This is a genomic window from Paraburkholderia phytofirmans OLGA172, assembly GCF_001634365.1.
Lineage (GTDB): Bacteria > Pseudomonadota > Gammaproteobacteria > Burkholderiales > Burkholderiaceae > Paraburkholderia.
In genome coordinates this window covers 3,786,509-3,798,840 of sequence record NZ_CP014578.1, presented here as the reverse complement: position 1 = coordinate 3,798,840, position 12,332 = coordinate 3,786,509, and the positions used below count along the sequence as shown (strand labels likewise).

Below are 12,332 nucleotides of genomic sequence, written 5' to 3'. Positions count from 1 at the left end.
CACGCAAGGTCCGGGATTCCGTGGGCCAACGGGGACGGGGAGGGCATGCCGCCGACTGCGCAACGGACGAACGGACGGCGGGCTCGGCACGCAAGGCGCGCGGCAAGCAACAAAAAACGGCCCGATCCGCACCTCCGAGCGAACGTCCGCGGCGCAAATCGGTCCGATTCGCGTTCCGGCTCGTCGTCCGCACCTGCGGCACCCGTATAATAAGCGCCCCATGAATCTATTCCGAGCCCTGCTGACGGTCAGCGGCTTCACGCTGCTGTCGCGCGTGACCGGACTGGCCCGCGAAACGCTGATCGCACGCGCGTTCGGCGCCAGTCAATACACTGACGCGTTTTACGTCGCCTTCCGCATTCCGAACCTGCTGCGCCGCATTTCCGCCGAGGGTGCCTTCTCGCAGGCCTTCGTGCCGATCCTCGCCGAGTTCAAGAACCAGCAAGGACACGACGCCACCAAAGCGCTCGTCGACGCCACGTCGACCGTGCTTGCCTGGGCGCTCGCGATTCTCTCGTTGATCGGCGTGGTGGGGGCGTCGGGCGTGGTGTTCATCGTCGCGTCAGGGCTTGCGCATGAAGGCCAGGCGTACGCGCTCGCGGTCACGATGACGCGCATCATGTTCCCGTACATCATTTTCATCTCGCTGACGTCGCTGGCGTCCGGCGTGCTGAATACGTACAAGAACTTTTCGCTGCCTGCCTTCGCCCCGGTCCTGCTGAACGTCGCTTTCATCGTCGCGGCGGTGTTCGTCGCGCCGCGCCTGCACACGCCGGTTTATGCCCTTGCCTGGGCGGTGATCGCTGGCGGCGTGCTGCAATTCATCGTGCAACTGCCCGGTCTGAAGAAGATCGATATGCTGCCGCGCATCGGTCTGAATCCGCTGAAGGCGCTCGCGCACCGCGGCGTCAAGCGGGTGCTGTCGAAGATGGTGCCGGCGATGTTCGCCGTGTCGGTCGCGCAGATCAGCCTGATCATCAACACCAACATCGCGTCGCGCATCGGCCCGGGTGCCGTCTCCTGGATCAACTACGCCGACCGGCTGATGGAGTTTCCGACCGCGCTGCTCGGCGTCGCGCTCGGCACGATCCTGCTGCCGAGCCTCTCGAAGGCGCACGTGGACGCCGATCCGCACGAGTATTCGTCGCTGCTCGACTGGGGGCTGCGCGTCACCTTCCTGCTGGCCGCACCGAGCGCCGTCGCGCTGTTCTTCTTCGCCCAGCCGCTCACCGCGACACTGTTTCACTACGGCAAGTTCGACGGCAACTCGGTGGTGATGGTCGGCCGCGCGCTGTCGGCCTACGGCATCGGCCTGATCGGCCTGATCCTCATCAAGATCCTCGCGCCCGGTTTTTACGCAAAGCAGGACATCAAGACGCCGGTGAAGATCGGCGTTGGCGTGCTGATCGTCACGCAGTTGAGCAACTACCTGTTCGTGCCGATTTTCGCGCATGCGGGTCTCACGCTTAGCGTCGGGCTCGGCGCGTGTGTCAACGCCTTGTTTCTGTTCCTCGGCTTGCGCAAGCGCGGCATCTATACGCCCTCTAGCGGCTGGCTGAAGTTTTTCGTACAGCTGTTCGGCGCCTGCCTGGTGCTGGCCGGCACGATGCATTGGCTCGCGATCAGCTTCGACTGGATCGGCATGCATAATCGGCCGGTCGACCGCATCGTGTTGCTGGGGGCGTGCCTCGTTCTGTTCGCCGCGCTATATTTCGGTATGCTTTGGCTGATGGGCTTCAAGTACGCGTATTTCAAAAGGCGAGTGAAGTGATCACGATGACGCGGGTTCTCGATTATTTCAGCACGCTGGTTGCCGAGGACGACAGCTTGCCGCTGACCGAGGCGGCGCTCTCGCTCGCGCAGGACGCTTATCCCGATCTCGATATGCAAGGCACGTTAGCCGAGATCGACGAGCTGGTCGTGCGCTTGCAGCGCCGCATGCCGGACGCCGCCGACATCAGGCAGAAGGTCGGCATTCTGAACCGTTTCTTCTTCCGTGAGCTGGGTTTCGCCAGCAACCTCAACGATTATTACGACCCCGACAACAGCCATCTGAATGCGGTGCTCAAGCGGCGCCGCGGCATTCCGATTTCGCTGGCGGTGCTGTATCTGGAGATGGCCGAGCAGATCGGTATCCCGGCGCGCGGCGTGTCGTTTCCGGGCCACTTCCTGTTACGCGTGACAACACCGGATGGCGACGTGATGCTCGACCCGACCAGTGGGCATTCGCTGTCCGAATCGCAGATGGTGGACATGCTGGAGCCGTATGTGGCGTCGGCGGGCGAGTCGGTGAGCCGGGCGCTGCGCATGTTGCTGCAACCGGCCACGCGCCGCGAGATCATCGCTCGCATGCTGCGCAATCTGAAGTCGACTTATCTTCAGACAGAACGCTGGCAGCGTCTGCTGGCGGTGCAGCAGCGTCTCGTCATTCTGTTGCCGGAAAGTATCGAGGAGGTGCGCGATCGCGGTTTCGCCTATGCGCGGCTTGACTATCTGCGTCCGGCACTCGAGGACCTCGAACGATATCTCGGCGACCGGCCCGACGCTGAGGACGCGACGATGGTGGAGTCGCAGTTGCATGAACTGCGTCAACGCACCCAGTACGACGACCGCGGCTAAGAACGCTTGCCGGCCGGCCAGTCAAACAAAACGCCTGCACGTGACTCATGTTGAGTCGCGTGCAGGCGTTTTTCATTGGCGCGGCCGCGTAAAGCGGCACGCAGGACACCTCGTTACTTCGGCTGCATCCGGATCGCGCCGTCCAGACGAATCACTTCGCCGTTGAGCATCGGATTGTCGAAGATCTGCTTGGCCAGCATCGCGTACTCTGCCGGTTTGCCGAGGCGCGGGGGGAACGGCACCATCGCGCCGAGCGCGTCCTGCACTTCCTGCGGCATGCCGAGCAGCATCGGCGTTTCGAAGATGCCCGGTGCGATCGTCATTACGCGGATCGCGTTGCGCGACAGGTCGCGCGCGATCGGCAGCGTCATGCCGACCACACCGCTCTTGGATGCCGCATAAGCGGCCTGGCCGATCTGGCCGTCATATGCTGCCACCGACGCCGTATTGATAATCACGCCACGCTCGCCATTCGTATTCGGTTCGTTCTTCGACATGGTTGCGGCGGCGAGCCGGATCATGTTGAAGGTGCCGATGAGATTGATGGAGATGGTGCGGGCAAACGACTCGAGCGGATGCGGACCGTCTTTGCCGACCGTCTTGATGGCGGGCGCAACGCCCGCGCAATTGACGAGGCCGCGCAGCGTGCCGAGCTTCGTGGCGGCTTCAACGGCTTGGGTGGCGTCGTCTTCGCGGCTCACGTCGCATTTGACGAACACGCCGCCCAGTTCCTTCGCGAGCGCCTCACCGGCATCCTGATTCAGATCGGCGAGCACCACCTTGCCGCCATTCTCGACGAGAAGGCGCGCTGTCGCCGCGCCGAGGCCCGATGCACCGCCGGTGATCAGGAATACGTTGTCACGAATCTCCATGTCTTCTCCTTTGCTTCAGTTCGGTAATGTCTCGATCGAATATTTTTTCGATGATCGATTGTAACGGCTGTGCTGCAATGCGGAAAGCGAAGTGGCGGGGGGGGGGGGCGCCGCACGCATGGGGTCCTTGCCGGCGACTCATTGCACCGCCAAACTGATACGGATGGCTAATTAATGCTGGGCATGGCGGCCCACGGAGATCGTGGGAGCGCGCATGCCACGCCGCGCGCAATAAAAAACCCGCCGGCATGGGCGGGTTTTTCAACCGACAACCGACAACGGGCGACGCGAGATTACTTCAACGCATCGAACGCGCGGTTGCGAATTTCGTCGACTGTACCGAGGCCCGAGATGCGGCGATATTCCGGCGCCTTCAGCGGACTCGACGGGGTGCCGTTTTGCGCCCAGTTGTTGTAATACTCAATCAGCGGCTTGGTTTGCGCAACGTACACGTCGAGGCGCTTCTTGACCGTTTCTTCCTTGTCGTCGTCGCGCTGGATCAGCGGTTCGCCCGTCACGTCATCCACACCTTCAACCTTCGGCGGGTTGAACTTGACGTGGTACGTACGGCCCGACGCCGCGTGCGAGCGGCGGCCGCTCATACGCACGATGATCTCGTCGAACGGCACGTCGATTTCCAGCACGTAATCGATCGCGACGCCCGCCTGTTTCATGGCTTCGGCTTGCGGAATGGTGCGCGGAAAACCGTCGAACAGATAACCGTTCGCGCAATCCGGCTGCTGCAGGCGTTCCCTCACCAGGTTGATGATCAACTCGTCCGTGACCAGTTCACCGGCATCCATGAAGCGCTTGGCTTCAAGGCCGAGCGGCGTGCCTGCCTTAACGGCCGCACGCAGCATGTCACCCGTGGAAATTTGCGGAATGCCGAACTTTTCCTTGATGAAGTTTGCCTGAGTGCCCTTACCCGCGCCCGGCGCACCCAAAAGGATCAAACGCATGTGATATCTCCAGATCTATGTGAATTCTTTGGTGGCGCTGCAGGCATCCCACGATTCGTCGAGGGACCCGCGTCGGCTGCCGTTTCGAGTCTCGCGCTGCACGTCGGCAACGACGGCGCTGCAAGGCGACAACGGGGCGACCGGGGCAAACCCTGACTCTCGCGTTTAACGGGAGGCGCGCACAACCGTCCGATTATGCCATGGGTTTTTAAGCTCAAGCCCCGAATAAAGCCTGCACGCGCGCGAGATCGGCGGGCGTGTCGACGCCGGGCAGCGGCGCATTCTGTGTGACGAGCACCGCGATTCGCTCGCCGTGCCACATCGCGCGCAATTGTTCGAGCGCTTCGACCTGCTCGATCGGCGAGATCGCGAGGCTCGGATATGTGCGCAGGAATTGGGCACGATACGCGTACAGGCCGATATGCCGATGGACGACCGCGAGGGCCGGCGGCGCGGGCATCGAGGCCACGTCGGGCCAATGCGGCTGATACGCGTCGCGTGCCCATGGAATCGGCGCGCGCGAGAAATACAGTGCGACGCCGCGCGCGTCGAGCACGACCTTGACGACGTTCGGATTGAAAATTTCCGCGGGGTCGGTGATCGGATGCGCGGCGGTGGCGATCGCGCAGCCGTGGCTCGAAGCCAGGTGCGACGCCACGCCGCACACGAGCACCGGGTCGATCAGCGGCTCGTCGCCCTGTACGTTCACCACGATCGTCTCGTCGCTCCAGCCGAACTGCGCCGCCACTTCCGCGAGACGGTCGGTGCCCGACGGATGATCGGCACGCGTCAGCACGGCTTCGAAGCCGTGCTCGCGGGCTACGTCCAGCACCGCTTGCGCGTCGGAGGCGATCAGCACCTGCTGCGCGCCCGATTCGCGTGCGCGTTCGGCGACCCGCACCACCATCGGCTTGCCGCCGATATCGGCGAGCGGCTTGTTGGGCAGACGCGTCGAGGCGAGCCGGGCCGGCACGACGGCGATGAACGGAGGAGTGGTGGCGTTAGCGTTGGTCATCGGAAGGACGAGCGGCGATGAAACCGGAAGAAAGCGCTCGCAAGTGCAGTGCGGGCGCTGATGGGGAAGATGGCAAACAACACGGCAAATGCGGAAATTGCGGATCAGGCACGCGCGGCGCGTTGAATGGTCTCGCGCCGCACCCGCCCCGCGTCGGGCAAAAGCTGACTCAGGCGACAGAGCCCGGATTCAGATCGACCGGCGTGCCTTCCACGGTCTGCCGCGCTTCGTCGACCAGCATCACGGGAATGCCGTCGCGGATCGGATAGGCAAGCTTGTCCGCATGGCAGATCAACTCCTGCGCGGAACGGTCGTAGCTGAGCGGGCCCTTGCAGATCGGGCAGACGAGAATTTCAAGCAGGCGAGCGTCCACGGACTTTCTCCACAACTAATGCAATGAGGCGATGATCGAGCGCGGCTTCGACAGGGACAACCCAGATGCGCGCGTCGTGCCAGGACCCTAATTTTACCGCATCCTTTTCGGTTATCAGGATGGCGTCCGCGTCGACGTCCGCAAAAGGATTGCGCTCGAACGCGTAGTGATCCGGCAACGCACGGGTGGCGGGCGTGAGGCCGGCCGCGCGCAGTGTCGCGAAAAAACGCTCCGGCGCGCCGATGCCGGCCGCGGCCAGCACGCGATCGCCGCTGAATTGCGCGAGCGGGCGGCGCAGACCGGGGTTGTCAAGATGCCAGGTGTCGGCGGGCGCGAGTTGCAGCTCGAACGTGTTCGGCCAGGGGGGGAGCGTGCGGGCGTAAGGATCGTTGATCAGCGTCGCATCGCGGCGGCGCGATAGCGGCTCGCGCAGCGGACCGGCCGGCAGCAGAAAACCGTTGCCGCCGAGCCGATGATCGAAGACCACCAGTTCGGCGTCGCGCTCGAGGCGGTAGTGCTGCAAGCCGTCGTCGCTAACGATCACGTCGACTTCGCGATGTGCGGCGCACAGCGCCTGCGCGGCCGCGACGCGATCCGGGCAGACCCACACGGGTGCGCCGGTGCGGCGCGCGATCAGCAGCGGTTCGTCGCCGCCGACGTTCGCCACCGACGTTGCGAGGACCGGCGTCGGTCCCTTGACGCGCGCGCCATAGCCACGCGACACCACGCCGGGCTTAAAGCCGGCGGCGCGCAATGCTTCGACCAGCGCGATGACGGTCGGCGTCTTGCCGGTGCCGCCGACGGTCACGTTGCCGACCACCACCACTGGCACGCCGATGCGCACGGATTTCAGCCAGCCGAACGAGAAAGCGGCGCGGCGCGCGGCGGCAATCGCGCCGAACACACACGCGAAGGGCGTCATCGCCCACGCAAACGGGCCACGCTGTTGCCACTCGCGTGCAAGGCGTGCTTCGAGACGGTCGTTCAGTTCGCTCATCGGCGAGCCGCAAGGACAGGCGATGCGCCGCACGCCCGAAGGGGCTGGGACGGCGGCGCGGAAGCGCCAGGTGCGATACGCGGGACAGGCATCAACGCAGTTCTCCGGGCAATCGAAAAGGTGAAGCGAAAAGGTGAAGCGGCGGCATCCGATGCGCTCGCGCAGCGTGCCTGTCAGTGTGCCGCAATGGCGCGCGCTGCGGGGCGTTCGGCGCGCTGCCGAACTCGCCACTCTAGCGCGCGTGCGTCCCGCCCGGCAAGTCGCTTGCCTCGGGCGGCGCGGCGGGCCGCTCCGTAAAACGATGCCCACAGCCTGTGGATAACTTTGTGGAGAACCTGCCCGTCGATGGGCTGAGAGGGCCGCGCCGAGCGCTCCGTATCGGCAATCGTTCTCTTTAATGAGATGCAAATCCCATATAAATCAATAACATGATTCCAATTCGCACGGTCTGGCGGGCGATCTGGCGGCATTCGTCTGACGGCTCACGACATGTGGACACTTTTAACAATTCGTCTGCCGCGCTAGACGCCGATGGCCACTCGGTCTATCGTCTGTCCGGCCAGTCACAGATATTCCTCGCATGAATCCCGAAAGCCCTTTTTCTTCGTCGGCTACGCCCGGCGGTGAAGTTGTCGTCCCCGTTTCCGCGCTCAACCGTGCGATTGGCACGATGCTCGAACGCTCATTTCCGCTCGTCTGGGTGGCGGGGGAAGTGTCGAACTTCACGCGTGCCGCGAGCGGCCACTGGTATTTCTCGATCAAGGACGCTCAGGCGCAGATGCGCTGCGTGATGTTCCGCGGTCGCGCGCAATACGCCGAGTTCACGCCGCGCGAAGGCGACCGCATCGAAGTGCGCGCGCTGGTGACGATGTACGAGCCGCGCGGCGAGCTGCAACTGAATGTGGAAGCGGTGCGCCGCACGGGGCAGGGGCGTCTTTACGAAGCTTTTCTCAAGCTGAAGGCCCAACTCGAAGCCGAGGGCCTTTTTGCCGCCGAACGCAAACGTGCTTTGCCGGCCCATCCGCGCGCGATCGGCATTGTGACATCGCTCCACGCCGCTGCATTGCGAGACGTCCTGACCACCTTATCGCGTCGCGCGCCGCATATTCCTGTGATCATCTATCCGGCGCCGGTGCAGGGCGTGGGCGCCAGCGCCAGGGTGGCCGCGATGGTCGACGCGGCCAACGTCCGGCGCGAAGTCGATGTGTTGATCGTGTGCCGCGGCGGTGGCTCGATTGAAGACCTGTGGGCGTTCAACGAAGAAGTGCTTGCGCGCGCGATCGCTGAAAGCGCGATCCCGGTGGTGAGCGGCGTGGGCCACGAAACCGATTTCACGATCGCCGATTTTGCCGCCGACGTGCGCGCACCGACGCCCACTGGCGCCGCCGAACTCGTCAGCCCGCAGCGCGTGCTGTTGCTGCGCGAGCTCGATCATCGCCATGCGACGCTCGCCCGCGGTTTTGGCCGCATGATGGAGCGGCGCGCCCAACAACTCGACTGGCTCGCGCGCCGGCTCGTGTCGCCGGCTGAGCGGCTCGCGCGGCAGCGCACGCATCTGCAGCAATTGAGCGTGCGGCTGGCATCGGCGGGCGCGCGTCCCGTGCGCGACGCCCGAGCGCGGTTTTCTCTGCTGCAGATGCGTTGGCAGCGCTGGCGCCCTGATCTCGCCGCGTATGAGGCGAAGCTCGGCAACCTCTCGCAGCGTCTGGACGCTGCATTGTTGCGCCAGCATGAACGTCAGTCCACGCGTATCGACACGCTAGCCGCGCGGCTCGAAGTACTGAGTCCACAGCGCACGCTGGAACGCGGCTATGCCGCCGTGCTCGATGCACAGAGCGGCCGCGCCGTGCGTGCGCCGTCATCGCTGAAACCAGGGCGGCGCCTTACGGTGCATCTCGCCGAAGGGGCCGCGGACATTGCTCTCGCGGATGTGCAACCGCGCCTGACGGACGGTTTCTGACACTTCGCCGACAGCAGCGCCAAGGCGTGCTTTTGACCTTCGCATGGGGCAGGCACAACCCGTGCGAAAGCACTAATTACGCTATGTGTGCGGCATGTTCGCCGATGCCGGGCATAAAGTCCGTTGGTTTGCGGGGTTATTCCAACTCGCCTACAATCCAGTGCTCAATAGCGTTATCCGCAGACTCCCCCACAACAGATACAGACAGAAGGAAAGCACCATGGAACATACGCTCCCGCCGCTGCCGTTTGCAAAAAACGCACTCGTTCCAAACATGTCGGAAGAGACGCTCGAGTATCACTACGGCAAGCACCACCAGACCTATGTGACTAACCTGAACAATCTGATCAAGGGCACGGAGTTCGAGAACCTGTCGCTCGAAGAGATCGTCAAGAAGGCATCGGGCGGTATCTTCAACAATGCTGCTCAAGTGTGGAACCACACGTTCTTCTGGAACAGCCTGTCGCCGCAAGGTGGCGGTGCACCGACCGGCGCACTGGCCGACGCGATCAACGCCAAGTGGGGTTCGTTCGACAAGTTCAAGGAAGAATTCGCCAAGACGGCAGTCGGCACGTTCGGCTCGGGCTGGGCATGGCTGGTGAAGAAGGCCGACGGTTCGCTCGACCTCGTGTCGACGAGCAACGCCGCTACGCCGCTGACCACGGACGCGAAGGCGCTGCTGACGATCGACGTGTGGGAACACGCGTACTACATCGACTATCGCAATGCGCGTCCGAAGTTCGTTGAAGCGTACTGGAACATCGTCAACTGGGAATTCGCGTCGAAGAACTTCGCGTGAGATTGCTGTGTTCCGTGACAATATAGTTTGGAAAGCGCAATAAAGATTGGAAAATCCGAACTAGGCAATGCAATAAAGTCTGGAAACGGTAGTGAGAATGAAAGCCCTCCCGAGTGAGGGCTTTCTGCTTTCTGGTGTCTTGGCGAGCGACAAGGTTGTCTGTTGAGCGTGATCCGGTTTTCATGTGTGCACCTCCAAAGCAGTTGGCGCCCACGTCATTGGGCTCATACAACAATTCAGGTAGTTGCTCGGGCTGTCCGACACTCATCGGAGCCTACAGGCCCGGACCCTTGCGAACCGATGTGATTTGATATGAGCGACGAGATTTCCCGCAGATGGTCGTCCGCGATTCGGCCATTGCTGCCATTCGAGTATCGGCGTTCGTCAGGCGGCTACGGATCACTTTCCGGTCATTCGCATGTCGGCGGATGCGAATGACCGGTCGCACCGCAAGCGGATACGTACTTGCGACCCATAGGAGCCGGTTGAGAGAAAACGGCGAACGTTCGCATGTAATTGCTGACAGGACGTCCGCAAGTAACGTGCCGATACCTTGGTTGTTCGCGCCGGTCGCGGTACCTGAGGTGTAGAGCCAGGATGCGGCCCTGTCACCTACCGGATCTCACGAAATCAAGCGGGTAAGCTCTTCGTGGAGTTCCTTTGAGAGCGACACGCCGTGCTCAATGCTGCGCTGTCGTGCATCGAATCGTCGCTGGGAGGGCAGGCGCGCGCCCTGACCCACGATTCCTTCAAACAGAGTCTCAGCGCGCTGCAGGTTCTCCGTAGAGTCCGCGCCAGCGAAGACTGCAGGGTCGAAAGCGATGACGATTTCACCGTGACAAGGGGCCGCTCCTACGCCTTCGTCAAAAGCCAGCGACTCCGGGCTGAGCATATCGCTGATCAACGGGCCAGCCAGCAATTCAACCATCGCTGAAAGCGCGGAACCCTTATAGCCTCCGAATGTAAGCATGGCCCCCCTTAATGCTTTATCGGGGTCATCGGTGGCTTGACCGTTTTCGTCGATCGCCCAGTCGCTCGGAATCCTGGAGCCGGACCGCTTGTGCAGCTCGATGTCGCCACGGGCGATTCTGCTTGTAGCCATGTCGAACACAAATGGAAAGGGGCCTGGACGTGGCCAGGCGAACGCGATCGGGTTGGTTCCAAATAGCGGCTTGTTTCCGCCAGCAGGTGCTACACAGCTATGGGTAGGCGTCATGGCTAGTGCCACTACGCCTTCAGCCGCAATTGCCTCAACCTCCGGCCACAAAGCGCTGAAGTGGAAGCAGTTGTTGATCGCCAGAGCCGCGATACCGGATTTCTTCGCCTTCTCAACAAGTACCCGACTCCCCAATTCAAAAGCAAGCGGAGAGAATCCGAAGCGGGCGTCGACTTTAACAAGCGAAGGCGAGACATCCTTTATCTGCGGCTCGGCATCCGCGTTGATTTTGCCGGTTTTCAGCGTCTTTACACACCCGATAAGGCGCCATACACCGTGCGAGTGACAATCGTCCCGTTGGCCCGCGACGAGGACCTTCGCCATCGCGTCCGATTGACGTGCGCTGAGCCCATTAGATGTCAATACGTCAAAGGCCAACTTGTGCAGGTGATCAAGTGAAAGAACTATATCTGCCATGTCTTCTGAAGTCCGTCGTTTAGGAGTAGCCGCGCGGCCACGCGCGTTCGATTTGCCCCCTGCGTCTGGTGCTGCTCATCAGGGGCATCGCTGCTGCGATCTCTTTGCCGACGACAATAGAGGATTCGCAGCCAGCTAATGAATCACGCCGGCGCTACCTGGGCGCAATATCCCGTCGAACTCGCTTGATATGCTGCTCCACGTAGAACGCTGCCGCGTCTGCATCGCCACTCACAATTGATTCGTAAATAAGTCGATGTTCGGATGCATACAGGCGTATCCGTAAGGGATCGAATATCCCGTCGTCTTTTAGCCTTTTCCACAATGGTTGATCCATCGTTTTCGCCACTTCGTCTGCGATCTTGACGAGCAAAGCGTCACCGGTCATTACCGCCAGTTGGCGATGGAACATTCTGTCGCTGTTATTCCAAAGCGCACGCTGCTCAGGATTGGAGATATCCTGGATCGTCTCCATCTCAGCAAGGTATTGCTCAGCCAGGCGATCGCGCTTGCCCCGTGCGGCGGCTCGACGTGCGATTGCTGGCTCGAGGATGAATCGTGTTTCGAGCGTTCCCGTTGGGCTGAAATCCGGCTCCGCATTCTGAGCTCCATGATTGCCGTCGCCGTTGAGTAAGTGCTCAGAGGCCGCAGACGAGACGTAGGTACCAGAATTCCGTTTCGTCACAACGAGGCCTTCATTTTGAAGTGCCCCTATTGCCTCTCGAACCGCAGGCCGACCGACTCCATAGAGCGCCGCAAGTTCGCGTTCCGATGGCAGTCGTGACTCGGCCGAGAACCGTCCCGTGCGGATCTCCTCCTTGATCTTCTCCTCGACCTGCTCATAAATCTGCAGTGGTCTGAAATTCGATTCGAGATCCTGCCGTGTCGTACCCATCTCACTTCCTTTCATTTCCTGACGCCCGATGCGGAGGGATTCTCCTGCCGTTGACGAATCATTATCATACGTCGGCAACATGATGCCACCTCCCGGTTCGACCGCCCGATTCGACCGCCCGATTCGACCGCGCATGAAGTGTTCCACATGGCTCGTACAAGGCAAAAAAGCGCGGCTGCATCCCATTTCAGAATGCGCCGCGAAGGCTCC

Annotated in this window: 11 protein-coding genes; 4 read left to right on the top strand and 7 right to left on the bottom strand. The window is 62.0% G+C overall.

The features are described from left to right. Window positions 1-220: 220 nt before the first annotated feature. Both murJ and AYM40_RS16645 read left to right on the top strand, forming a co-directional pair. Window positions 221-1,771 (top strand): murein biosynthesis integral membrane protein MurJ, encoded by a 1,551-nt coding sequence (gene murJ / locus AYM40_RS16650; RefSeq protein ID WP_063497167.1) that lies wholly within the window; start codon window positions 221-223, stop codon window positions 1,769-1,771. Between the two features lie 5 nt (window positions 1,772-1,776). After that, window positions 1,777-2,619, top strand: a complete 843-nt coding sequence (locus AYM40_RS16645; protein ID WP_063498077.1) for a SirB1 family protein — start codon at window positions 1,777-1,779, stop codon at window positions 2,617-2,619. A gap of 113 nt (window positions 2,620-2,732) precedes the next feature. Here the strand turns inward: AYM40_RS16645 and AYM40_RS16640 are convergent, their stop codons facing one another. The 5 genes from AYM40_RS16640 to lpxK form a co-directional block, all read right to left on the bottom strand. Then, window positions 2,733-3,491: a 3-hydroxyacyl-CoA dehydrogenase gene (locus AYM40_RS16640; RefSeq protein ID WP_063497166.1), complete on the bottom strand. Its 759-nt coding sequence runs from the start codon at window positions 3,489-3,491 to the stop codon at window positions 2,733-2,735. Window positions 3,492-3,784: 293 nt separating this feature from the next. Next, window positions 3,785-4,450, bottom strand: a complete 666-nt coding sequence (adk, locus tag AYM40_RS16635) for an adenylate kinase (protein WP_063497165.1) — start codon at window positions 4,448-4,450, stop codon at window positions 3,785-3,787. Window positions 4,451-4,664: 214 nt separating this feature from the next. Then, a complete protein-coding gene (kdsB, locus tag AYM40_RS16630; protein WP_063497164.1) occupies window positions 4,665-5,465 on the bottom strand; it encodes a 3-deoxy-manno-octulosonate cytidylyltransferase in 801 nt (266 codons plus the stop codon). A 169-nt stretch (window positions 5,466-5,634) separates the two neighbouring features. Then, window positions 5,635-5,838 carry a Trm112 family protein gene (locus AYM40_RS16625; RefSeq protein WP_063497163.1) on the bottom strand — a complete coding sequence of 68 codons (204 nt, stop codon included), beginning with the start codon at window positions 5,836-5,838 and terminating at the stop codon, window positions 5,635-5,637. Next, window positions 5,819-6,835 carry a tetraacyldisaccharide 4'-kinase gene (gene lpxK, locus AYM40_RS16620; RefSeq protein ID WP_063498076.1) on the bottom strand — a complete coding sequence of 339 codons (1,017 nt, stop codon included), beginning with the start codon at window positions 6,833-6,835 and terminating at the stop codon, window positions 5,819-5,821. The genes AYM40_RS16625 and lpxK overlap by 20 nt, the downstream gene beginning before the upstream one ends. A gap of 580 nt (window positions 6,836-7,415) precedes the next feature. Here lpxK and xseA point away from each other — a divergent pair. Beyond that, complete coding sequence (xseA, locus tag AYM40_RS16615; RefSeq protein WP_063497162.1) at window positions 7,416-8,795, top strand: exodeoxyribonuclease VII large subunit; 1,380 nt, start codon at window positions 7,416-7,418, stop codon at window positions 8,793-8,795. Window positions 8,796-9,015: 220 nt separating this feature from the next. Next, a complete protein-coding gene (gene sodB, locus AYM40_RS16610; protein WP_063497161.1) occupies window positions 9,016-9,594 on the top strand; it encodes a superoxide dismutase [Fe] in 579 nt (192 codons plus the stop codon). A 622-nt stretch (window positions 9,595-10,216) separates the two neighbouring features. Here sodB and AYM40_RS16605 read toward each other — a convergent pair. After that, on the bottom strand, window positions 10,217-11,227 hold the full coding sequence (locus tag AYM40_RS16605) for an Ldh family oxidoreductase (protein ID WP_063497160.1): 1,011 nt from the start codon (window positions 11,225-11,227) through the stop codon (window positions 10,217-10,219). 154 nt (window positions 11,228-11,381) lie between these two features. Beyond that, window positions 11,382-12,122 carry a FadR/GntR family transcriptional regulator gene (locus AYM40_RS16600; RefSeq protein WP_063497159.1) on the bottom strand — a complete coding sequence of 247 codons (741 nt, stop codon included), beginning with the start codon at window positions 12,120-12,122 and terminating at the stop codon, window positions 11,382-11,384. Window positions 12,123-12,332: the final 210 nt, after the last annotated feature.

Bases quoted from the DNA above. Each gene is read 5' to 3' on its own strand.
- murJ (WP_063497167.1), top strand. From the start codon at position 221: ATGAATCTATTCCGAGCCCTGCTGACGGTCAGCGGCTTCACGCTGCTG.
- AYM40_RS16645 (WP_063498077.1), top strand. From the start codon at position 1,777: ATGACGCGGGTTCTCGATTATTTCAGCACGCTGGTTGCCGAGGACGAC.
- AYM40_RS16640 (WP_063497166.1), bottom strand. From the start codon at position 3,491: ATGGAGATTCGTGACAACGTATTCCTGATCACCGGCGGTGCATCGGGC.
- adk (WP_063497165.1), bottom strand. From the start codon at position 4,450: ATGCGTTTGATCCTTTTGGGTGCGCCGGGCGCGGGTAAGGGCACTCAG.
- kdsB (WP_063497164.1), bottom strand. From the start codon at position 5,465: ATGACCAACGCTAACGCCACCACTCCTCCGTTCATCGCCGTCGTGCCG.
- lpxK (WP_063498076.1), bottom strand. From the start codon at position 6,835: ATGAGCGAACTGAACGACCGTCTCGAAGCACGCCTTGCACGCGAGTGG.
- xseA (WP_063497162.1), top strand. From the start codon at position 7,416: ATGAATCCCGAAAGCCCTTTTTCTTCGTCGGCTACGCCCGGCGGTGAA.
- sodB (WP_063497161.1), top strand. From the start codon at position 9,016: ATGGAACATACGCTCCCGCCGCTGCCGTTTGCAAAAAACGCACTCGTT.
- AYM40_RS16605 (WP_063497160.1), bottom strand. From the start codon at position 11,227: ATGGCAGATATAGTTCTTTCACTTGATCACCTGCACAAGTTGGCCTTT.
- AYM40_RS16600 (WP_063497159.1), bottom strand. From the start codon at position 12,122: ATGGGTACGACACGGCAGGATCTCGAATCGAATTTCAGACCACTGCAG.